Below are 22,128 nucleotides of genomic sequence, written 5' to 3'. Positions count from 1 at the left end.
CATGCGGGGTGGGGGCAGCGAAGGACAGGGGCCGGGTCGGGTGCCGTGGTGTGACCGGGTGTGTGGGGGGGTGGGTGGGGGTTGATGGTTTTGGGTCTCCTCCCTGCGGAGGAGGGGATATCCGCGTTCAGGATGGCTCTGTGGCAGGTCTGAGCCCCTAACGTGAAGGGGTGTCCGAGCTCATCCGCAGCCGTCGTGCGTGGCTTGGGGCGCATCCTCTCGTCGCGGATGCGCTCACGTCCGCTGTTTTGACGCTGGCGTGTCTCCTCGTAGCGGCGTTCCAGGATTCCTACGGTCTTCCCGGCAAGCAGCCCGACCTGGTCAGCGGGCTGATCGTGGGCGTCGTCGTCATGTCCCTGACCTTGCGGCGGCGCATGCCCGTCGCGGTGCTCGCGTTCGTGCTCGTCGGGTGCCTCACATTGACCGCCCTGGGTTACGTGCCGATGCTCGGGCCCGCTGCGGCCTATCTGATCGCCATCTACTCGGTGGCCTCGCATCGCGGGCTCGCGACGAGTCTGCCGGTCGGGGCGTTCGGGCTGATGCTCTTCATCGTCTCGATGGCGCTCGACGGTTACTGGTTCTGGCAGGCGGTGAGCAACTCCGTGCTGCTCATCGGCGTCTGGTGGATCGGGCGGAGCCTCCGGCTGCGCCGCGCCTACCTGGACGAGCTGGAGGCCCGTGCGCGGCGGCTGGAGCGGGCGAGGGAGGCCGACTCGCGTGCGGCGCGGGCCGAGGAGCGGTCGCGGATCGCGCGGGAGCTGCATGACGTCGTGGCCCATCACGTGAGTGTGATGACGGTCCAGGCGGGTGCCGCGCGCCGGATTCTGCACCGGGATCCCGAGGCGGTGCAGGACGCGCTCTCGACGATCGAGCAGATGGGCCGTACGGCGCTCGGTGAGATGCGACGGCTGGTCGGGGTGCTGCGCACAGAGGCCGAGCCCGCGCGCAGTGAGCTGTCGCCGCAGCCCGGGGTGCACGACGTGAACGGGCTGGTGGACCAGCTAAGGGAGACCGGCCTGCAAGTACAGCTGTGGATCGAGGGTGAGAGCCGGGCGCTGTCGCCCGGGGTGGATCTGGCGGCGTTCCGGCTGGTGCAGGAGGCGCTGACCAACACCCTCAAGCACGCGGGGCCGCAGGCCCGTGCCTGGGTGCGGATCCAGTACGCGGACCGGCAGCTGGAGATCGAGGTGGAGGACGACGGCCGTGGTCTGGTGGCGGGTCTGGGCCGTCCTGGAGGCAACGGTCATGGCCTGGTGGGTATGCGGGAGCGTGTGGCCCTCTATGGTGGCGATCTGCGGATCGGCCCGCGTTCGGGTGGTGGATTCGAGGTCCGCGCCCGATTCCCGTTGGAGGTTCAGTGACGATCAGGGTGCTCCTCGTCGACGACCAGCCGCTGCTGCGCACAGGTTTCCGTCTCATCCTGGAGGGAGAGCCGGACATCGCGGTGGTCGGTGAGGCGGGCGACGGTGCACGTGCCGTCGAGCTGACCCGGACGCTCCTTCCCGAGGTGGTCCTGATGGACATCCGGATGCCGGGCGTCGACGGGATCGAGGCGACCCGCCGGATCGTGCGGGAGGAGGCCGCCACGCATGATCCCCGCGTGCTGATCCTCACGACGTTCGACCTGGACGAGTACGTCGTCGAGGCGGTACGCGCGGGGGCGAGCGGGTTCCTGCTCAAGGACGCGCCGCCGGAGGACCTGGTCGCCGCGATCCGCATCGTGGCCGCCGGGGACGCGATCGTGGCGCCGAGCGTGACGCGGCGGCTGCTCGACCGGTTCGCCACCCGGCTGCCGTCCGTACGCGAGGAGGCGCCGCCGCGTGGTCTGGCCATGCTGACCGAGCGGGAGCTGGAGGTGCTGCGGCACGTGGCTCGCGGCCTGTCCAACGCGGAGATCGCCAGGCAGCTCGTCGTCAGTGAGACGACCATCAAGACGCACGTGGGAAACCTCCTCGCCAAGCTCGGGCTGCGCGACCGCGTGCAGGCGGTCGTCTTCGCGTACGAGGTGGGCCTCATTCAGCCCGGACAGTCCTAGACCCCTAGTCCTCCGGGCGGATGACCATGCGGAGCCGGCTCCACCCGCAGGGGGAAACCAGGTCGGTCCCCTGGGCCGAGGAATCCCCGCCGCCGCGCACCTAGCGTGTTCCACAACACAACGGAACATAAGCGGCGAGGAGTCTTCGGTGACCAGCACCGCCCACATGACCAGCGACGGGCCACCCGGCCCCGCGGTCCAGGCGCCGGCCGCACGTGCCGCGCGCATCTCCAAGGCGTACGGCCGGGGCGACGCCCGCGTCGTCGCTCTCGACGAGGTGTCGCTGAACCTCGAGCGCAGCCGGTTCACCGCGATCATGGGCCCGTCCGGTTCGGGCAAGTCGACGCTCATGCACTGCATGGCGGGTCTGGACTCGGTCGACTCCGGCGAGGTCTTCGTCGGCGACATCGAGGTCACCCGGCTGGACGACAAGCGGCTCACGCGGCTGCGGCGCGACCGCATCGGCTTCGTGTTCCAGGCGTTCAACCTGGTGCCGACGCTCACCGCGCTGGAGAACATCACGCTGCCGCTCGACATCGCGGGCCGCAAGCCCGACCAGACCTGGCTCGACACGGTCGTCGACACGATCGGGCTGCGTGACCGCCTCAAGCACCGGCCGAGTGAGCTGTCGGGCGGCCAGCAGCAGCGTGTCGCGTGCGCCCGTGCGCTGGTCTCCCGGCCCGAGATCATCTTCGCGGACGAGCCGACCGGCAACCTCGACTCGCGGTCCGGCGCCGAGGTGCTGTCGTTCCTGCGCAACTCCGTGCGCGAGATGGGCCAGACCGTCGTCATGGTCACGCACGACCCGGTCGCCGCGGCGTACGCGGACCTCGTGGTGTTCCTGGCGGACGGCCGGGTGGTCGACCAGATCCCCGAGCCGACGGCGGAGAAGGTCCTTGAGCGCATGAAGGGCTTCGAGCTGCCCGGGGTGACCTCATGACCGCCGGCACCCGTACGCACGGCGAGGCGGCCCCGGCGTGATCGTCAAGGTGACTCTACGAAACCTGGCCGCGCACAAGCTGCGGCTGGCCCTCACCGCGCTCGCGGTGATCCTCGGCGTCGCGTTCGTCGCCGGGACCCTCGTGTTCACCGACACGATGGGCAAGCAGTTCGACGACCTGTTCGCCAAGACCGGCCAGGACGTCGCGGTGCAGATACGCGCCAAGCAGGTCATCAAGACCGACGACGGCACTGACACGCCGACCGTCCCCGCCTCCCTCGTCGACACCGTCTCGCGGATTCCCGGGGTCGCGCGGGTGCACGGTGAGGTCAACGGTTTCGCCGCCCTCGTGGGCCGGAACGGGAAGGTCGTGGGCGGCTCGGGCCCGCCACAGCTGGGCGTCGACTGGTACCCCGCCGACCCCGATGACGCGGTGAAGTCCGGGCGCGGGCCGGTGCGCGCCGGTGAGGTCGCCATCGACGACAAGGCCGCGGAGAAGGCCGGGCTGAAGGCCGGCGACCGTACCCGCGTGCTGGTCCAGGGTCCCCCGCAGGACGTCACCGTCGTCGGCATCCTCGACCGCGGCAACCTGATGGGCGCGACCATCGTCGCCTTCGACCAGGGCACCGCGCAGCGGCTGCTCGTCAAGCCCGGCCGGTACAGCGACATCACGATCGCCGCCCAGAGCGGCGTCAGCGAGACGGTGCTGCGCGACCGGATCGCGCGGGTCCTGCCCTCGCCGTCGTACGAGGCGATCACCGGCACCAAGATGCGCAAGGACAACGAGAACGAGATCGCCAAGCTTCTGTCGTTCATCCGGACGTTCCTGCTCGTCTTCGCGGTGATCTCGATCTTCGTCGGGGCGTTCATCATCTTCAACACCTTCTCCATGCTCGTCGCGCAGCGCTCGCGGGAGCTGGCGCTGCTGCGCGCCGTCGGCGCGTCGCGCAAGCAGGTGACCCGTGCGGTGCTCGGCGAGGCGATCGGCGTCGGCGTGGTCGGCTCGACGCTCGGCATCGCCGCCGGGGCGGGGCTGGCGCTGCTGTTGCAGCAGGCGTTCCGCGCGGCCGGCGCCGACTTCCCCGGCGGCCTGACGTTCACCTACAAGCCCGTGCTGTGGTCCTACGCGGTGGGCGTGCTGGTGACGGTCGCGGCGGCCTACTTCCCGGCTCGCCGTGCGGCGAAGGTGCCGCCGGTGGCCGCGATGCGCGACGACGTGGCCATGCCGCAGCGGTCGCTGCGGATCCGCCTGATCGCGGGGTCGGTGGTGACGGTCGGCGGTGCGGTGCTGTCCGGGGTGGGGCTGGGCGGCGCGCCGATCGCCCTGCTGGGCGCGGGAGCCGCCCTGGTCTTCGTCGGTGTCGCGATGCTGGCGCCGGTCATCAGCCGCCCGGCGGTACGCGTGCTGGGCGCCGCGTTCCCGAAGCTGTTCCGTACGCCGGGGCGGCTCGCGACCCAGAACGCCCTGCGCAACCCGCGCCGTACGGCGGCCACGGCGTCCGCGCTGATGATCGGGCTGGCCCTGGTCAGTGCGATCAACGTGATGGCCTCGTCGGCCAAGGCGTCGGTGGCCGGGCAGGTCGACAAGGAGTTCGCCGCCGACTACATGATCACGCCGGCCTCTCCCGGGCTGAGCCCGGAGGAGCCGGCCAAGGCGGTACGCGCGGTGCCGGGCGTCGAGCTGGTCACGTCGGCGTACCAGGGCCGGTTCAAGCAGGGCACGGACCAGCACTCGTTCATCGCCACCGAGCGGCCGGGCGACTTCGTACGTGCCGCCAAGCTGACGCTGCGGTCGGGCTCGGCGAACCTGGGCCGGGACGGCCTGATGGTGGACGAGTCGACCGCGACGTCGGAGAAGCTCACCGTGGGCTCGACCGTCACGGCGCGGTTCGCGGACGGCGGGACCGAACACCTGCGGGTGGACGGGATCTACGCCAAGAACCAGCTGCTGGGCGCGCGTGTCCTGGCCCTGCCCGCGTACCAGGCGCACTCCGACCATCCGGCCGGGCTGGGCTTGATGGTCAACACGGACAAGGCCGACGCCGCCACGAAGGCCGGCATCGAGCGGGCGCTGAGCGGCTACCCGAACCTCAAGGTCCAGGACCAGTCCGACGTCAAGCGGAGCGCGCAGCAGAGCATCGACTCGTTCGTCACGCTGCTGACCGTGCTGCTGGCGCTCTCGATCATCATCGCGGCTCTGGGGATCATCAACACCCTCGCGCTGTCGGTGATCGAACGGACCCGTGAGATCGGGCTGCTTCGTGCCGTGGGCACCAGCCGCCGTCAGACCCGGCGCATGATCCGGCTGGAGTCGGTGGTGATCGCGGTCTTCGGCGGCCTGCTGGGCATCGCGATCGGCGTGGTGTTCGGGGTCGCCATCCAGCACGCGGTGAGCGACCAGGGGCTCAACGTGCTGAGCGTCCCGGTCCCCACGCTCGTGGCCTACGTCGTGCTGTCGGCGATCATCGGCGTCCTCGCCGCCCTCTGGCCGGCCTGGCGCGCCTCACGCCTGGACGTCCTGAAGGCGATCGCCTTCGAGTGAGCCCGCGCTGGGCGCCAGCGGTGTGTCAGCCGGCGCCCAGCGCGGCCAGGTCGTACGTGCCGTAGGCCGGGTTGACGCGGACGTTGCGCAGGGAGGCCGGGCGGTAGAGCACGGTCCGCTCGTAGATGAGCGGCACCAGGGAGGCGTCCTCCATCACCTTGTGGTCGGCCTCGGCCCAGGCGGCGGCACGGCCGGCCCGGTCGGTGGTCCTCTCCCCGGCGGTCAGGATGTTTTTCACCACCGGGTCGCGCAGTTCCATGATGTTGTGGTTGCCGGTCTTGGTGATCGTGCCGGTGATCGGAGCCAGGAAGGCGTACCCGCTCGGATAGTTCGCCGCCCAGGCGTCGATGACGATGCCCAGGCCGTGGGCGTGGACGTACGCGGGTGAGCCGGCGGTGCTCCCCCACTTGAACGCCGACAGCGACGTGATCCGGGTGCTGATCCCCACCGCGCCCAGGGAGCGGCTCAGCGCGCGGGCCGCGGCGGCGTCGCCGGGACGGTTGTCGCGGACCGCGATGGCGGTCGTGAAGCCGCTGGGCCGGCCGCAGTCCTTCAGTTCCTGGCGTGCGCGGGCGAGGTCGCGGGGATACAGCTCCGATCTGATGAACCCGAAGGTCGGGGGCAGGACGTTCGTCGCCGCCGAGCCGGACAACGGCCCCCCGTACGCGGCCTGGACCGTGCTCCGGTCGATGGCGTACTGCACGGCGCGGCGGCAGTGCAGGTCGTCCATGGGCTTCACGCCGGCGGGCAGCATGGCGTAGCGCACCAGCCCCGTCAGTGGATCGTCGGCCCGCGCCCGCCGGTCACGGGACGCGAAGATGGTGGCACGGGTCTGCGGCAGGACGCCCGCGCCGGCGAGGTCGGCGTCCGCGGTGCCGGCGAGGAGGCGGGCGTCGACGTCGGCGGCGGCGACCTTCTCGGTGACCTCGATCCGGTCGGGCAGCGCGGCGCGGTTCGGGTCGTGGCTCCACTCGGGGTTGCGGACCAGGGTGAGGCTCTCGCCGGGGACGTGCCGCTCGAACCGATACGGGCCGGTCGAGACCGGGTGCCGCTCGTAGTGGAGCTTGGTGTCGGCCGCCTTCGGCACGGGCGCGGTCTGCGGGCTCGCCGCGAGCTGGTCGAAGTCGGCGAACGGGCGCTTCAGGTGGAAGACCACCGTCCGGTCGTCGGGCGTGGTGACGCCGGTGAAGTGGTCGAGGTCCGGATCGAGGTAGGGCCCCCAGTACGTGCCGCTGATGACGTCACGCAGGTCGCGGGGGGAGTCGGTGAGCTCGGCGCTGTAGTTGCTACGCGCGACCGCGTACTTCACGTCACGTGCGCGTACCGGCGTGCCGTCCTCGAACGTGACGCCGGAGCGCAGCCGGTAGGTCCACGTCCGCCCGCCGTCGCTCGCCCGGCCCAGCCCCTCGGCCAGGTCGGGGACGACACGCAGTCCGCCGGCGCCGGGCTCCGGGGCGTACGTGACGAGGGACCGGGCGTAGAGGCGTGCGAGGTCGGCGCCGTAGGCGAGGCCGATGTTCCCCGGGTCCAGCGAGATCGGGGCGTCGGTCACGAGGAGCCGGAGCGTGCCGCCCCGCGCCGTCGAGGCGCCCACCGTTTGGACCGACGCGTCGTCGAAGGAGGCGTCCGTCCGTGGCCCGCTCCACCCGCCGCCGCAGCCGGCCGCACCGAGCACGAGCACCATCACGCATCCCGCGAATCTGCCGTTCACCCGTAAATCATTGCAATCAGTGCATCATTGCACCAAGCGCATGAAGTGAGACCTTCGCCACGCCGGGTCCGCCCAGGGCGCGGTGCGCCCAGGGCGAGGACCGCTCTAGGCGAGGCCGGCGGCCTTGGCGATCCGGCCCTCCGCGTCGGAGGGGGCGTTCTCCGGGAAGTGGCAAGCCACCTGATGGCCTGGCGCCAGCTCGACCATCGGCGGTTCGACCTGGCCGCACACCTCCTGCGCCTTCCAGCAGCGCGTGTGGAAGCGGCACGCGGGCGGGGGGTTCAGCGGGCTCGGTACGTCGCCCGACAGCCGGATGCGTTCGCGGTCGGTGCGTACGGACGGGTCCGGCACCGGCACGGCCGACAGCAGCGCGACGCTGTAGGGGTGCATCGGGCTCTGGTACAGGTCCTTGTTGTCGGCCAGCTCGACCATCTTGCCCAGGTACATCACGCCGACCCGGTCGGAAATGTGGCGCACCACGGACAGGTCGTGGGCGATCACGACATAGGTCAGGTTGAACTCGTCCTGCAGGTCCTCGAGGAGGTTGACCACCTGCGCCTGGATGGAGACGTCCAGCGCGGACACCGGCTCGTCGGCGACGATCAGCTTCGGGCGCAGCGCGAGCGTGCGTGCGATGCCGATGCGCTGCCGCTGCCCGCCGGAGAACTCATGCGGGTAGCGGTTGTAGTGCTCGGGGTTGAGCCCGACGACGTCGAGCAGGTCCTGCACGGCCTTCTTCACGCCGGATTCGGTCTGCACCTTCTGCAGCCGGTACGGCGCGCCGACGATGGAGCCGACCGTCTTGCGCGGGTTCAGCGACGAGTACGGGTCCTGGAAGATCATCTGGACGTCACGCCGCAGTGGCCTCATGGTGCCCTGCGAGACGTGGGTGATGTCCTGGCCCTCGAACACGATGCGGCCGTCGGTCGGCTCCAGCAGACGGGTGATCATCCGGCCGGTGGTGGTCTTGCCGCAGCCGGACTCCCCCACGAGGCCGAGCGTCTGGCCGGTCTGGACGGAGAAGTCGATGCCGTCGACGGCCTTGACGGCACCCACCTGGCGTTTGATGATCGCGCCACGAGTGACCGGGAAGTGCTTGCGCAGCCCGCTGACCTCCAGCAGGACCTCGCCCTGCGGGCCGGTCGGCCGCGGCTCTTCCACCGCCGTGGTGTCGGGTGTCGTCACAGTGTCTCCAGAGTCGTTCACAGCTTCGGCTTGACCTCGTCTTCCCAGAGGCGTTGCCGGTCCGCGCGGTCCAGGTGGCACGCGACCCGGTGGCCGGGGGCGATCTCCCGCAGCTCCGGCCGCTCGGTCTCGCTGCGTCCCTCGTTCAGCTCCGCGAACGTGCAGCGCGGGTTGAAGGCGCAGCCCTGCGGCACGTTGATGAGGCTCGGCGGGCTGCCCTTGATCGGAAGGAGCCGGTCGGAGCGCTCGCGGTCCAGCCTGGGCATCGAGCCGAGCAGGCCCCAGGTGTAGGGGTGCTCGGGCGCGTGGAAGATGTCCTCGACGGCGCCGTACTCCACGCAGCGGCCGCCGTACATCACGAGGATGTCATCGGACAGCTCCGCGACCACGCCGAGGTCGTGGGTGATGATGATGACCGCGGAGTTGAACTCCTCCTGCAGGTCACGGATCAGGTCCAGGATCTGCGCCTGGACCGTCACGTCGAGGGCCGTCGTGGGCTCGTCGGCGATCAGGAGTTCCGGGTCGCAGGACAGCGACATCGCGATCATCGCGCGCTGCCGCATGCCGCCGGAGAACTGGTGCGGGTAGTCGTCCACGCGCTTGTCCGGCTGCGGGATCCCGACCCGCTCCAGCATGTCGATGGCGTGCTTGCGCGCGACCTGCTTGGAGACGTCGTTGTGGATGCGGTACGCCTCGATGATCTGGGCGCCGATCGAGTAGAAGGGATGCATCGACGACAGCGGGTCCTGGAAGATCATCGACATCTTCCGGCCGCGCATCCGCCGCACCTGCTCCGGTGACGAGCCGACGATCTCCTGGCCGTCGAGCCAGATCTCGCCGGAGACCTGCGCGTTCTTGCGGTTGTGCAGACCCAGCAGGCCCAGGCTCGTCACGCTCTTGCCCGAGCCGGACTCCCCCACGATGCCCAGCGTACGACCGCGTTCGAGGCCGAAGGACAGCCCGTCGACGGACTTCACCAGACCGTCGTCGGTCGGGAAGTGGATCTTCAGGTCGCGGACCTCCAGGAACGCCTTCGGCGCCTGGGCGGCGACCGTCTCCTGGCCCGCCTGCTCGCTCCGCTCGCTCATGAGAGCCTCACCCTCGGGTCGATCACCGCGTACAGGACGTCCACGACGAGGTTGGCCAGCACGATGAAGAACGCTCCGACCATGACCACGCCCAGCACCCGTGGCAGGTCGTTGTTGTTGATCGAGTCGATGGCGAACTTGCCGAGCCCGGGCAGAGAGAACGTTCCCTCGGTCAGCACCGCGCCGCCGACGAGCGTACCCAGGTCGATGCCGAAGATGGTCAGCACCGGGGTGAGGGTCGCGCGCAACGCGTGCCGGACGATGACGGTGCGTTCGGGCAGGCCTTTGGCCCGTGCCGTACGGATGTAGTCCTCGCCCATCGTCTCCAGCATCCCGGCACGTGTCAGCCGCGCGTACAGCGCCGCCTGCAGGAACGCCAGGGTGACCCATGGCAGGACGAGGTTGGAGGCCCAGGTGAGCGGGTTCTGGGTGAGCCCGACGTACGTCCCGGCGCCGGGGAAGAGCTTGAGGTTGTCCCGGAAGATCGCCAGCGACAGCAGACCGGTGAAGAAGATCGGCAGGGACACGCCCGCCAGGGCGATGCCCATCGACACCCGGTCGACCACGCTTCCCCGCTTGAGCGCGGAGACCACGCCGGTCGTCACGCCGAACACCAGCCAGATGACCGCAGCGCCGCCGGCGAGCGACAACGTGACGGGCATCCGGTCGAGCAGGTCCGGCCAGACCGGGGTCTGGTTGACGAAGGAGTAGCCGAAGCACGGCGGCCCGCAGTACACCTTCGAGGGGCCGAAGTTGTAGTGCGCCCCGACGACGATGCCCTTGACGAAGTTCCAGTACTGCACCACCAGCGGCCGGTTCAGGCCGAGCCGGATCTCCACCTCGTGGACCGCCTGGGGCCCGGCGGTCTTGCCCACGTACCGGGAGGCCAGGTCGCTGCTACTCGCGCCGGTCAGCCTCGGGATGAGGAAGAAGATCGCGAACGTCACCATGCTCACGATGATGAGCAGGACGATGGCGGCGAGCAGGCGCCGGATTAGGAAGTTGACCACAGTGCCTGGCTGCGGTGGACGGCGGGCGGGTTCACTCTTTCGCCGCCGCGCCGTCCACCGATGCCTTCACCTGCCTTCTATGAGACGGGTTACTTACTTCACGCCCAGCTGGGCGTAGTCGTAGTAGCCGTTGAGGCCCTGGCTGACATAGACGTTCTTGAGGCCCGGCGGCCGGTAGAGCAGCTGCTTCACATCAAGGAACGGCACCATGTACGCGTCGTCCATGACCTTGGCGTCGATCTGGGCGTAGATCGCACCGCGGGCGGCGACGTCGGGGGTCGTGTTCGCCTTGTCGAGCAGCTTGTCGACGGCCGAGTCCTGGACACCCAGGTTCGTGTTGCCGGCGTCACGGATGACGCGGCTGTCGACGATCTGGGACAGGTAGCCGAAGCCCTCCACCCAGTCGGCGCCCCACGACATGCTGATCAGGCCGAGGTCGTTCTTCTTCACGTAGTCCGGCTTGCCGGCGTACAGCTTGAAGTAGTCGCCCTGCGGGTACTTCTTGATCTCGGCCTTGATGCCGACCTTCTGCAGGCCCTGCTGCATCGCGAGCGCGGCGTTGACCTCCTTGGGCCGCTCGGTGCGCGCCGAGATGACGGTGCTGAAGCCGTTCGGCTTGCCGCACTGCTGCAGCTCGGACTTGGCCTTGGCCAGGTCGCCGTGGTTGCCCGGACCCGACGGGTACGGGTTGATGTCCTGGTTGCCCGGGATCAGCGGCATCATCAGGTGCGTCGCGACGTCACCGCCGGAGAGCGGACCGCCCCAGGCGGTCTGCATGGCGGCCTTGTCGGTCGCGTACTCCACCGCACGACGGCAGTGGATGTTGTCGAACGGCGGCACCGAAGAGGAGATCGAGATGTAGTTCAGCCGCGCCGTCGGCGAGGCGTCCGCGTTCTTCTTCAGGTTCGCGTTCGTCTGGATCTTGGCCGCGGCCGCCGCCTGCACGCCCGTACCGGCCACGTCCAGGTCGATGGAGTTCGCCATCAGGCGGTTGTCCAGGTCATCGGCCGCGATGCCGAGCTGGACCTGGATCCGGTCCGGCAGGGCCTTGCGGTTCGGGTCGGTGGCCGGGTCCCAGTTGGTGTTGCGGACCAGGTTCAGCGACTTGCCCGGGGTGTAGTTCTCGAACTTGTACGGGCCGGTCGAGATCACGTGCTGCTTGTAGTTCGCACCGGTGTCCTTCGCGGGCGGCACCGGGATGGTGGCCGGCAGCATCGCGAAGTAGTCGAAGCCCGCGTAGGCCTTCTTCAGGTGGAAGATGATCGTGGTGTCGTCCGGCGTCTCGACGGCCTTCAGACCCAGGTGCCCCGGGGTCTTGTCCTTGTAGGGCGAGGTGTAGCCCTTGGTGTCGAGGAAGTCACCGAAGTACGTGGGGCCGTTCGGGAACGTGTTCTTGTCCAGCGTGCGCTCGACGTCGTACTTGACGTCCTGGGCGCGGACCGGAGTGCCGTCCTCGTACTTGATGCCGGGCTTGAGGTGGTAGGTCCAGGTCTTGAAGTCGGCACTGTGCTCGCCGAGGTTCGTCGCCAGGTCGGGGACCAGCTGCTGGCCGTCCTTGCCCGGTACGGGCTTGAACATCGTCAGCGCCCGGCCGTACAGGTGGATGAAGTCCCAGGAGAACCCGTAGTACGTGTCCGCCGGGTCGACGTTGTCCCAGTCACCGGCGTTGCCGACGCGCAGCGTGCCACCGGCCTTGGTCGACGGGTTGACCACACCGGTCAGGCCCGCGTTGAAAGTGCCGTTCCCGCTGCTACTGCTGCTGGAATCACCGGTGCCTCCGCACGCGGCCAGGGCGAGGGCCAGTGCTGCGCCCACCGCCACCAGAGAGGTTCTTCTCCTCATTTGGTTGCATTCCTCCTTCAGGAACGAACTCTGGAAAATTGGGTTCAATCGGCACAATTGCGATCAGCGACTACGAGGGTCCAGGGCGTCGCGTAGACCGTCGCCGAAGAGGTTGAAGGCCAGAACCGTCACGAAGATCGCGAGGCCCGGGACGATCATGAACCAGGGGTCGATCGAGTAGATCGGGACCGCCGTGGCGAGCATGCCGCCCCACGTGGGTGTCGGCTCGTTGACTCCCACCCCGAGATAGGAGAGCGCCGCCTCGAACAGGATGTTCGTCGGGATGAGCAGCGTGGAGTAGACCAGGATCGGGGCGAGGAGGTTCGGCAGCAGCTCGCGGAAGAGGATGTAGGGCGCCCGCGCCCCCATCGAGCGCGCCGCGTCGACGAACTCGCGTTCGCGCAGAGAGAGCGTCTGACCCCGGATGATCCGGCCGATATAGGCCCAGTTGAAGAAGCCGATGATGAAGATCAGCAGGCTGATGCGGAGTCCGTTCCCGGACAGTCCCCACACCTTGCCCTGGACGACGCCCGCCAGCGCGATGGCGAACAGCAGGATCGGGAAGGCCAGGAAGACGTCCATGGCACGGGCGATCAGCGTGTCCACCCAGCCACCGAAGTAGCCGGCGATGATCCCCAGCGTCGAACCGATGACCACCGAGAGCAGGGTCGCGAGGAAGGCGATCAACAGGGAGATCCAGGCCCCGGTGACGATCCGGCTGAAGATGTCACGGCCCGTCGTGGGCTCGACGCCGAGCAGGAACTTGCTGCTGATGCCCGAGTGCCAGGGTCCGTGGAGCGGGCGCTGGAGGCTCGGGTCGATGTAGTTCTGGTGGAACTCGCTCGGCGGATACCCGAACCACTTGACGAGCAGCGGCGCGGAGACCGCCATGATGATCAACAGGAGCACCACGACGCCGCCGAACATCGCCACCTTGTCGCGCCGGAGCCGCATCCAGGCGATCTGACCGAGCGAGCGGCCCTCGACCTTGCCGCCCATACCCGCGAGCACGGCCTCCGGCTGTGCTTCGATATCGGAACCGGACACCTCGATCGGTGCGGTCACGACACCTCCTTCGTCGGCGCCGCGACCAAGGTGCTGTGCTGATCGGTTCCCTCGCTACGCTCGGTCACGACACCTCCTTCGTCGGCGCCGCGACCAAGGTGCTGTGCTGATCGGTTCCCTCGCTACGCTCGGTCACGACACCTCCTTCGTCGGCGCCGCGACCAAGGTGCTGCGTTGACTGGTTCCCTCGCTACGCTCGGTCACCGGGGTACCTCCCACGCTCGGCGGCATTGCCGTCAACGGACCCCGGTCGCTCCACATGTGAAACCGGGCATATGTGACTGACATATGCGTCCATTGGAGAGGGAACCTACCTCCCCCCGGATGACTCTCACGCCCGGGAGCAGGTCGGCGCTAGTACCCGTGTCTCGATTGTGATCTCGTCGTCATCAAGCGCGTATGAGGTGTTACACGCTCGTGAACATGTGCAACCAGCGCGTCACACCAGTCCCTCGTCTGCGCAGGTCATCAGCTGATGCCGCGGTTCTTCAAAATCTGCTCGATCTCGGCGAGATCCGGGTCGACGGACTGCTGCCGCTTTTCGATCGCGGCCTTGGGAGCGCCCTTCGACGCCGCCTTCGCCGGGGCCTGCCGGCTTTTCTTCGGCCCGGCCTCCACCTCGGTGGCGTCGCCGCCCCTGCGCAGCATCACGCCCGAGGTCATGTAGAGCACCGCGCCGAGCCCGAGCACGATGACCCCCGCCCACTTGACCGGGCTGAACACCAGGTCGGACAGGAACTTCGTCAGCCCCGTCAGGTAGGCGCCCAGCGGAACCAGCGACCAGGCCGCGCCGCGCAGCCCCGACGCGGCCCCGCGCCTGCGCGTGACCGCCCAGCTGCCCACCAGCCCCAGCGCCGTGACGGCAAGACTGATCGTGAAGAGAAGAACGTCACTCATCGCGGCACCTCGCTGGGCCGGACTGGCCGGCGTGTTCCCACGGCCGGACCGGCCGTGTGGTGTGATTCGTCCGCTTATTGCGGCTGGTAGTCCCCATGGTGACACGTCATGACGCGAACGGCCCTCCTCCGGTGGGACGGTTCGGCCCTACTCCCCCGGCATGAGCCCTTCGGCCAGGGCCCGGCCCAGCGGGGTACGGCGATAGCGCACCTCATGGCCGTGCCGCCTGCGGGTGAGGAGCCCGGCGCCCTCCAACGCGGTCAGGTGCGCCGAGACGGTGGAGGCGGCCAGCCCGTGACGGGCGGCGAGGGCGGCGGTCGAGGCCGGATCCGCGAGATCGGTCAGGATCAGCGCGCGGGTACGCCCGAGCAGCCGGGCGAGCGGTGCGGAGGCGGTCGCCCGGCCGCCCAGGAGCTCGCCGATGCCGCGTACCGGGTAGATCAGCGTCGGCTGCCAGGGCCGGTCCACGACCGCCGTGACGATGGGCCACCCGAACGCGCTCGGCATCAGGATCAGCCCTTCGCCGCCGAGCTCGCGCTCCTGCTTCGGGCCCGGTTCGATGACGATGGCCTGGCCGGTCCAGCGGATCCGCTCGTGCAGGCCGTCGATGACCTCCCCGAGGCCGCGCGCGGCCAGGACGCGGGAGCGGTACTCGATGTCGGCGTCGATGAGCTCGCGCACCCGCGGCCACCAGGGCAGCACCAGCCGCTGCCAGGCGTCCGCGAGGTGGCCGGCGATCCGGTCCCGTGCCGCCTCCGGGTCGGCGAGCATCGCGCGTACGGCATCGGGTGACGTGGACCGGGACAGGTCCACGCGCCGCAGCTCGGCCTCGACCTGGGCGGGCGGGGTGGCGCGTACGGCGTCGAGCTGGTCCTCGATGCGCGGGGCGCCGCCGCTCAGTGGCTGGATGAAGAAGTCGGGGGTGTATCCGTGCCGGGCGTACAGGGAGAGCAGCTCGGGCGACGGGTGACGGTCGCGTACCTGCTCCCACCACGGCCGCATGTAGGGCCGTGACCGGGGGTCGACGAAGACGCGCGCCGCGTGCACCGTCTCCCAGAGGGGCGAGGCGGCGAACCGGCAGAGCAGCAGGTCTCCACTGCCCGCCACCAGCCGCGTCGCGCTCATGCCCACCTGTTCTGATTCGTCCCTGTCCGAATCTTTCGCACTGCCAGAGTAGTCATGTCAGCTTCGCGGGGTGACAACGAGCGACAAGGTTCCTGCGGGCCGCTACCGCGACGCGTTCGCCTCCACCGAGTTCCGCGTGCTGTTCGGCGCGCTCGTCGTCTCCATGCTCGGCTACGTCGTCGCGAGCCTGGCGATCGTCGTGCTCGTCTACCGCCGGACGAACTCCCCGCTGCTGTCGGCGCTGACGTTCACCACGATGTTCGTGCCGTACCTGCTCGGCGGGACCCTGCTGTCGGGGCTGGTGGACCGGGTGCCGGTACGGCGGCTGCTGGTCTGCTGCGATCTGGGCGGCGCGGTCCTGGTGGCGGTGATGACGGTGCCGGAGGTGCCGGTGCCGGCGTTGTTCGCGCTGCTGTTCGGGCTGAGCCTGCTGACGCCGCTGTCCACCGGGGCCCGTAGCGCCCTGCTTCCGAGGGTCCTGCCGCCCGAGGTGGTGGTCCCGGCGCGCTCGCTGTTCCGCATGGTCTCCCAGGGCGCGCAGATCGCCGGGTACGCCGTGGGCGGCGGCCTGCTGGCCGACCTTTCACCACGCGCCGTGCTGGGGGCCGGAGTGGTGACGTACGCGGCCTCGGCGTGCGTCCTCCGGGTGTTCTTGGGGGCACACCCGGAGAAGGCACACCGTGACGGGCCCCGGGCCTCGCTGGCGGCCGACTCTCTGCGCGGTGTCGGGCAGGTCCTGCGCGACCGGCCGCTTCGCCGGGTGCTGCTGCTGGGCTGGCTGGTGCCACTGCTCATGGTGGTCCCCGAGGCGCTGGCCGCGCCCTCGGCGGCCGCGCGCGGCCTGCCGTCGTCGGCGACCGGCTGGTGGCTGGCGGCCGGGCCGGTGGGCACGGTCGCCGGCGAGCTCGCCGGGGTCTGGCTGGTTCCGGCGGCCCGGCGCGGCGGGCTCACGACGCCGCTCGCCGCCTGCGGGTTCGTCCCGTTGCTGGTGTTCGTGCTGGATCCCTCGCTGGCACCGGCGCTGGTCCTCCTGGCGGTGTCGGGGCTGTGCGGCGCCTACCTGCTGGGGCTGGACCAGCTCCTGCTGGACGTCACGCCGCCGGACCTGCTCGGCCGTGCCTACACCGTGAACACCTCGGTGCTGATGGCCACCCAGGGGCTCGGGTTCGCCGCCGCCGGAGCGGTGGCCGAGGTCGTACCCCCCGACCGGGTGATCGCCGCGGCCGGGTTCGCGGGCCTCGTGACGGTCGCGGTCCTGCGGGCTCCCCGCCGCGCCGACCGCGACGGGCAGACCGCCCAGGTCGTCAGACGAGAGAGCGCAGCCGGGCCAGATCGACATCGAGCAGCGAGCTGACGACCGTACGGCCGGGCGCCGCGGAGATCGGCACCACGCTCGGCACGGCGACGACGTGGCAGCCGGCCGCGGCCGCGCTCTCGGCGCCGGTGGGTGAGTCCTCCAGCGCGACGCAGTGGCGCGGGTCGGCGTCCAGGAGCCGCGCGGCGGTGAGGTAGGGCTCGGGGTGGGGCTTGGTGTGGCCGACCTCGTCACCGGCGACGGTGACGGTGAGCCGGTCGCGGCCGATGCCGTCCAGGGCGCGATTCATCAGGGCCCGGTTGGTGGAGGACACGAGCGCGGACGGGACGCCGGCCTCGCGTACCTCGTCGAGGAGCTCCTTGGCGCCCGGCATCATCGGGACGTTCGCGCGCAGCCGCTCGGCCATCCCGTCCAGGAGCCGGCGGGCGACCTCCTCGGCCGGCAGGACCGGTCCGGAGAGCGCGAGCATGTAGTCGACCGTACGGCCGATGGAGCCGCCGACCAGCGACTCCTGGTGCCGTGGCCCCCATTCGACCCCGAGATCGGCCGCGATCTCGGCCTCGGCCTCGAACCAGAGTCGCTCGGAGTCCACGAGCAGCCCGTCCATGTCGAACAGGACCGCTTGAAGCACCTGCATCGCCTCCTCGGCGCGCCGTGGGAATCGGATCACCGAGCCTATGTGAGGTGCCCGGCCGCTCATGCCACGGGCCGGTCGCGGTACGGACCGGCCCGGTGGCGATGCGATGTGTCAGGCGGAGGCGGAGGTCAGCCGGTCCACCTCGTCGGCGGTCAGCCGCAGGTCCGCGAGGGCCAGCAGGTCGGCGAGCTGCCCGGTGTCGCGCGCGCTGGCGATCGGCGCGACGACGGTCGGCCGCGCCAGCAACCACGCCAGGGCCACGGAGGCCACGCTGGTGTCGTGGGCGGCGGCCACCTCGTCGAGGACGCCGAGCACGGCGATGCCGCGCTCGTCCAGGTGCTCACGCGCGCGCTTGGCCCGGGGGCTGTCGCCCTCGGGGCCGCCCGGACGGTACTTGCCGGTGAGGAAGCCACGGGCGAGGCCGAAGTAGGGCATCACGCCGATGTTCTCGCGGGCGCACAGGTCGGCGAGGTCGCCCTCGAACCCGCCCCGGTCGACGAGGTTGTAGTGGGGCTGCAGGGCCACGTAGCGGGCCAGGCCCTCGGTGTCGGAGATCTTCAGTGCCGCGGCGAGCCGGGGCGCCTCGTAGTTGGAGGCCGCGATGTGGCGGACCTTGCCCTCGCGTACGAGGTCGTCGAAGGCGGCCAGGGTCTCCTCGATCGGCGTCCCCAGGTCGTCCCGGTGCGCGTAGTACAGATCGATGTGGTCGACGGCCAGGCTCCTCAGCGAGCCCTCGACCGCGGAGCGGATGGTCTCGGCCTTGAGGTTCCCGCGATCCGGGGGCGCGCCCATGCCCACCTTGGTGGCGATCACGATGTCGTCGCGGCGTCCGCGACGGGCCAGCCACCGGCCGAGGATCTTCTCCGACTCGCCGCCCGCGTAGATGTCGGCGGTGTCGATGAAGTTGCCGCCCGCCCCCGCGTACGCATCCAGGACGGCGAATGACGCCTCCTCGTCCGCGGTCCAGCCGAAGACGTTGCCACCGAGGCAGAGCGGGAACACGTCGAGGTCTGTGTCAGCGATCTTCGTCATAGTCATTCACCCCACCCTACGTGCGTGTTCTCCGGCACCCCGGGAGGTGTGCCTCAGGTGTTGAAGTACTTCGCCTCGGGGTGGTGGACGATGATCGCGTCGGTGGACTGCTCGGGAACGAGCTGGAACTCCTCCGAGAGGCGGACGCCGATCCGCTCGGGCTTCAGCAGCTCGACGATCTTGGCGCGGTCCTCCAGGTCGGGGCATGCCCCGTAGCCCAGGGAGAACCTCGCGCCGCGGTAGCCGAGCTTGAAGAACTCCTCGACGTCGTCGGGGTCCTGCCCGCCGAAGCCCAGCTCCGAGCGCACGCGCGTGTGCCAGTGCTCGGCCAGTGCCTCGGCGAGCTGCACGGACAGCCCGTGCAGCTCCAGGTAGTCGCGGTAGGCGTTCCTCTCGAACAGCTCCTGCGTGCTCCCGCCGATCCTGGAGCCGACCGTGACGAGCTGGAAACCGACCACGTCGGTCTCGCCGGACTCGCGGGGGCGGAAGAAGTCGGACAGGCACAGGTGCCGGTCGCGCCGCTGCCGGGGGAAGGTGAACCGGGTCCGCTCGGACCCGTCGTCGTGCAGGACGACCAGGGCGTCACCCTCGCTGACGCACGGGAAGTAGCCGTAGACGACACCCGCCTCGACCAGGCCGCCGGTCTGGATCCGGTCGAGCCACATCCGCAGGCGCGGGCGTCCCTCGGTCTCGACCAGCTCCTCGTACGACGGGCCCTCGCCGCTCCGTGCCGCCTTGAGGCCCCACTGGCCCATGAAGGTGGCGCGTTCGTCCAGGAAGGCGGTGTAGTCGGCCATCGGGATGCCCTTGACGACCCGGTCACCCCAGAACGGCGGGTCGGGCAGCTTGTTGCCGGTCGCCACGTCGGACCTGGCCGGCATCTGCTCGGGCTCGGTGACCTTGAGCCTCGCCCCGGTCCTGACCCGGCGCTCGCGCAGCGGCGGGAGCTCGGCGCCCGCCACACCCCGCTTGACCGCCATGAGGGCGTCCATGAGCCGCAGCCCCTCGAACGCGTCCCTGGCGTAGCGCACCTCGCCGCCGAACAGCCCGGCCAGGTCCTGCTCGACGTACGCGCGGGTCAGCGCGGCGCCGCCGAGCAGCACGGGCCAGCGCCCGGCCAGCCCGCGGGAGTTCAGCTCCTCGAGGTTCTCCTTCATGATCACCGTGGACTTGACCAGCAGCCCGGACATGCCGATGACGTCGGCCCGGTGCTCCTTGGCGGCATCCAGGATGGAGGACATCGGCTGCTTGATGCCGAGGTTGAAGACCTCGTAGCCGTTGTTGGACAGGATGATGTCGACGAGGTTCTTGCCGATGTCGTGGACGTCGCCCTTCACGGTCGCGAGCACGATGCGGCCCTTGCCGCCGTCGTCGGTCTTGTCCATGTGCGGCTCGAGATGGGCCACCGCGGTCTTCATCACCTCGGCCGACTGGAGCACGAACGGCAGCTGCATCTGGCCGGAGCCGAACAGCTCGCCGACGGTCTTCATGCCGTCCAGCAGGACGTCGTTGACGATCTCCAGCGCGGGCCGCTGGGACAGCGCCTCGTCCAGGTCGGCCCGCAGGCCGTTCAGCTCGCCGTCGACGATGCGGCGCTTCAGCCGCTCCCACAGCGGCAGGCCGGCCAGCTCCTCGGCGCGTGCGGCGCGCAGCGACGCGACGTCGACACCCTCGAACAGGTCCAGGAACTCCTGCAGCGGGTCGTAGCCGTCGCGCCTCCGGTCGTAGACGAGGTCGAGCGCGACCTGGCGCTGCTCGTCCGGGATCCGCGCCATCGGGAGGATCTTGGAGGCGTGCACGATGGCCGAGTCGAGCCCCGCGTTGGCGCATTCGTTCAGGAAGACCGAGTTGAGCACGATGCGGGCCGCGGGATTCAGCCCGAACGACACGTTCGACAGGCCCAGCGTCGTCTGGACGTCGGGGAAGCGGCGCTTCAGCCCGCGGATCGCGTCGATCGTCTCGACGGCGTCGCGCCGCGACTCCTCCTGCCCCGTGCCGATGGTGAAGGTGAGGCAGTCGACGATGATGTCCTCGACGCGCATGCCCCAGGTGCCGGTCAGGTCCTCGATCAGCCGGGTCGCGACGCGTACCTTCCAGTCCGCGGTACGCGCCTGACCCTCCTCGTCGATGGTCAGCGCGATCACGGCGGCGCCGTGCTCCTTGACGACCGGCATCAGACGTGCGGTGCGCGACTCCGGGCCGTCGCCGTCCTCGTAGTTGACGGAGTTGATGACGGCGCGTCCGCCGAGCATCTCCAGGCCCGCCTGGATGACCGGGGGCTCGGTGGAGTCCAGCACGATCGGCAGCGTCGCCGCGGTCGCGAAGCGGAACGCCAGCTCCTTCATGTCCGCGACGCCGTCGCGGCCGACGTAGTCGACGCACAGGTCCAGCATGTGGGCGCCGTCACGCGCCTGGTCACGGGCGATCTTGACGCAGTCGTCCCAGCGCTCCTCCAGCATGGCCTCGCGGAAGGCCCTGGAGCCGTTGGCGTTGGTGCGCTCCCCGATCGCCAGGTAGGAGGTGTCCTGCCGGAACGGCACATGCTGGTAGAGGGAGGCGGCGCCGGCCTCGGGGCGCGGCCTGCGGCGGGCGACCTCGCGGCCCGGGCCCTGCGGCGCCGGGCCGACGCGCTCGACCAGCCGGCGGATGTGCTCGGGCGTCGAGCCGCAGCACCCGCCGACCAGCGACAGGCCGAACTCCCGTGTGAAGGTGTCATGGGCGTCGGCCAGCTCGCCCGGGGTCAGCGGGTAGCGCGCGCCGTCGGCGGTGAGCTCGGGCAGTCCGGCGTTGGGCATGCAGGACAGCAGCATGGTCGCGTGCCGGGCGAGGTAGCGCAGGTGCTCGCTCATCTCGGCCGGGCCGGTCGCGCAGTTGAGCCCGATCACGTCCAGCTCGAGCGGCTCCAGCGCGGTCAGCGCCGCGCCGATCTCCGAGCCGAGCAGCATGGCGCCGTTCTGCTCGATCGTGACCTGGCCGATGAGGACGGTGCCGGTGCCCGCGGCGGCGATCGCGCGCTTGGCGCCGATGATGGCGGCCTTGGCCTGCAGCAGGTCCTGGCAGGTCTCGACGATCAGGCCGTGGGCGCCGCCCGCGATCAGGCCGGCGGCGTTGCGCTCGTAGGCGTCACGCAGGTCGGCGAAGGGCACGTGGCCCAGGGTCGGCAGCTTGGTGCCCGGCCCCATCGACCCCAGGACCCAGCGGGGACGCTCGGGCGTGGTCAGCCCGGCGGCGACCTCGGCGGCGATCCGCGCCCCGGCCTCCGACAGCTCCTCGATGCGCTCGGTGATGCCGTATTCGCCAAGATTTGCGAGGTTCGCGCCGAACGTGTTGGTCTCGACGCAGTCCGAACCCACCGCGAAATATTCCTCGTGCACCCCGCGCACGATGTCCGGCCGGGTCACGTTGAGGACCTCGTTGCAGCCCTCGTGTCCCTCGAAGTCCTCCAGCGACGGCGAGGCCGCCTGGAGCATCGTCCCCATGCCCCCATCAGCCACGATGACACGATCACGAAGAGCCTGACGCAATGTCTCAGGAGTCGCGCTCATGGTTGTCCAGCCTATCCGCGCCCCCATCGGGCCCGGATTTCGATGATCGTCATCGACCGGTGACCGAAGTCACCGCCCACACGCGTTCCGTAACCGTTACCGTCCTGTTCCGTTGCTACTACTGACATGTTCTCCAACAACGGCCGCCTCTAAGGAGCA

16 protein-coding genes are annotated in these 22,128 nt (G+C 70.0%); 5 read left to right on the top strand and 11 right to left on the bottom strand.

Annotation, left to right across the window (positions count from 1 at the left end):
* Positions 1-170 precede the first annotated feature (170 nt).
* The 4 genes from FB559_RS35715 (at position 171) to FB559_RS46345 (ending at position 5,517) form a co-directional block, all read left to right on the top strand.
* Positions 171-1,361 carry a sensor histidine kinase gene (locus FB559_RS35715; protein ID WP_141961324.1) on the top strand — a complete coding sequence of 397 codons (1,191 nt, stop codon included), beginning with the start codon at positions 171-173 and terminating at the stop codon, positions 1,359-1,361.
* A complete protein-coding gene (locus tag FB559_RS35710; protein WP_141961323.1) occupies positions 1,358-2,035 on the top strand; it encodes a response regulator in 678 nt (225 codons plus the stop codon). Before FB559_RS35715 ends, FB559_RS35710 begins: the two co-directional genes overlap by 4 nt.
* Positions 2,036-2,183: 148 nt before the next feature.
* Positions 2,184-2,975 (top strand): ABC transporter ATP-binding protein, encoded by a 792-nt coding sequence (locus FB559_RS35705; protein WP_425455099.1) that lies wholly within the window; start codon positions 2,184-2,186, stop codon positions 2,973-2,975.
* A gap of 49 nt (positions 2,976-3,024) precedes the next feature.
* A complete protein-coding gene (locus FB559_RS46345) occupies positions 3,025-5,517 on the top strand; it encodes an ABC transporter permease (protein ID WP_281286316.1) in 2,493 nt (830 codons plus the stop codon).
* Between the two features lie 25 nt (positions 5,518-5,542).
* Here the strand turns inward: FB559_RS46345 and FB559_RS35695 are convergent, their stop codons facing one another.
* From FB559_RS35695 to FB559_RS35660, 8 genes are all read right to left on the bottom strand, one after another.
* The gene (locus FB559_RS35695; protein ID WP_141961322.1) at positions 5,543-7,228 is read right to left on the bottom strand and encodes an ABC transporter substrate-binding protein; all 1,686 of its coding nucleotides are present in this window, start codon (positions 7,226-7,228) and stop codon (positions 5,543-5,545) included.
* A gap of 105 nt (positions 7,229-7,333) precedes the next feature.
* The gene (locus FB559_RS35690; protein WP_141961321.1) at positions 7,334-8,413 is read right to left on the bottom strand and encodes an ABC transporter ATP-binding protein; all 1,080 of its coding nucleotides are present in this window, start codon (positions 8,411-8,413) and stop codon (positions 7,334-7,336) included.
* A 17-nt stretch (positions 8,414-8,430) separates the two neighbouring features.
* Positions 8,431-9,501, bottom strand: coding sequence for an ABC transporter ATP-binding protein (locus FB559_RS35685; protein WP_141961320.1), 1,071 nt, complete (start codon positions 9,499-9,501; stop codon positions 8,431-8,433).
* Entirely contained in the window at positions 9,498-10,511 is a 1,014-nt protein-coding gene (locus FB559_RS35680; RefSeq protein ID WP_141961319.1) for an ABC transporter permease, read from the bottom strand. Before FB559_RS35680 ends, FB559_RS35685 begins: the two co-directional genes overlap by 4 nt.
* A gap of 93 nt (positions 10,512-10,604) precedes the next feature.
* Positions 10,605-12,353, bottom strand: coding sequence for an ABC transporter substrate-binding protein (locus FB559_RS35675; RefSeq protein WP_141961318.1), 1,749 nt, complete (start codon positions 12,351-12,353; stop codon positions 10,605-10,607).
* Between the two features lie 63 nt (positions 12,354-12,416).
* Positions 12,417-13,418: an ABC transporter permease gene (locus tag FB559_RS35670; protein WP_141961317.1), complete on the bottom strand. Its 1,002-nt coding sequence runs from the start codon at positions 13,416-13,418 to the stop codon at positions 12,417-12,419.
* A 468-nt stretch (positions 13,419-13,886) separates the two neighbouring features.
* A complete protein-coding gene (locus tag FB559_RS35665; protein ID WP_141961316.1) occupies positions 13,887-14,315 on the bottom strand; it encodes a hypothetical protein in 429 nt (142 codons plus the stop codon).
* Positions 14,316-14,462: 147 nt separating this feature from the next.
* Complete coding sequence (locus FB559_RS35660; protein ID WP_141961315.1) at positions 14,463-15,440, bottom strand: ArsR/SmtB family transcription factor; 978 nt, start codon at positions 15,438-15,440, stop codon at positions 14,463-14,465.
* Positions 15,441-15,510: 70 nt separating this feature from the next.
* Here FB559_RS35660 and FB559_RS35655 point away from each other — a divergent pair, with 70 nt between their 5' ends.
* Complete coding sequence (locus tag FB559_RS35655; RefSeq protein WP_141961314.1) at positions 15,511-16,794, top strand: MFS transporter; 1,284 nt, start codon at positions 15,511-15,513, stop codon at positions 16,792-16,794.
* Here the strand turns inward: FB559_RS35655 and FB559_RS35650 are convergent.
* From FB559_RS35650 to metH, 3 genes are all read right to left on the bottom strand, one after another.
* A complete protein-coding gene (locus FB559_RS35650; protein WP_342781010.1) occupies positions 16,745-17,425 on the bottom strand; it encodes an HAD family hydrolase in 681 nt (226 codons plus the stop codon). The genes FB559_RS35655 and FB559_RS35650 overlap by 50 nt on opposite strands.
* Before the next feature lie 78 nt (positions 17,426-17,503).
* Complete coding sequence (locus FB559_RS35645; protein ID WP_141961313.1) at positions 17,504-18,424, bottom strand: aldo/keto reductase; 921 nt, start codon at positions 18,422-18,424, stop codon at positions 17,504-17,506.
* A gap of 53 nt (positions 18,425-18,477) precedes the next feature.
* Positions 18,478-21,969, bottom strand: a complete 3,492-nt coding sequence (gene metH, locus FB559_RS35640; protein WP_141961312.1) for a methionine synthase — start codon at positions 21,967-21,969, stop codon at positions 18,478-18,480.
* Positions 21,970-22,128: the final 159 nt, after the last annotated feature.

The organism is Actinoallomurus bryophytorum, assembly GCF_006716425.1.
GTDB classification, from domain to species: domain Bacteria; phylum Actinomycetota; class Actinomycetes; order Streptosporangiales; family Streptosporangiaceae; genus Actinoallomurus; species Actinoallomurus bryophytorum.
The sequence above is the reverse complement of the archived record's forward strand: the minus strand, read 5'-3'. Positions and strand labels throughout refer to the sequence as shown.

Coding starts and splice junctions, on each gene's coding strand:
- FB559_RS35685 (WP_141961320.1), bottom strand. CDS start 9,501: ATGAGCGAGCGGAGCGAGCAGGCGGGCCAGGAGACGGTCGCCGCCCAG.
- FB559_RS35675 (WP_141961318.1), bottom strand. CDS start 12,353: ATGAGGAGAAGAACCTCTCTGGTGGCGGTGGGCGCAGCACTGGCCCTC.
- FB559_RS35665 (WP_141961316.1), bottom strand. CDS start 14,315: ATGAGTGACGTTCTTCTCTTCACGATCAGTCTTGCCGTCACGGCGCTG.
- FB559_RS35660 (WP_141961315.1), bottom strand. CDS start 15,440: ATGAGCGCGACGCGGCTGGTGGCGGGCAGTGGAGACCTGCTGCTCTGC.
- FB559_RS35645 (WP_141961313.1), bottom strand. CDS start 18,424: ATGACGAAGATCGCTGACACAGACCTCGACGTGTTCCCGCTCTGCCTC.
- metH (WP_141961312.1), bottom strand. CDS start 21,969: ATGAGCGCGACTCCTGAGACATTGCGTCAGGCTCTTCGTGATCGTGTC.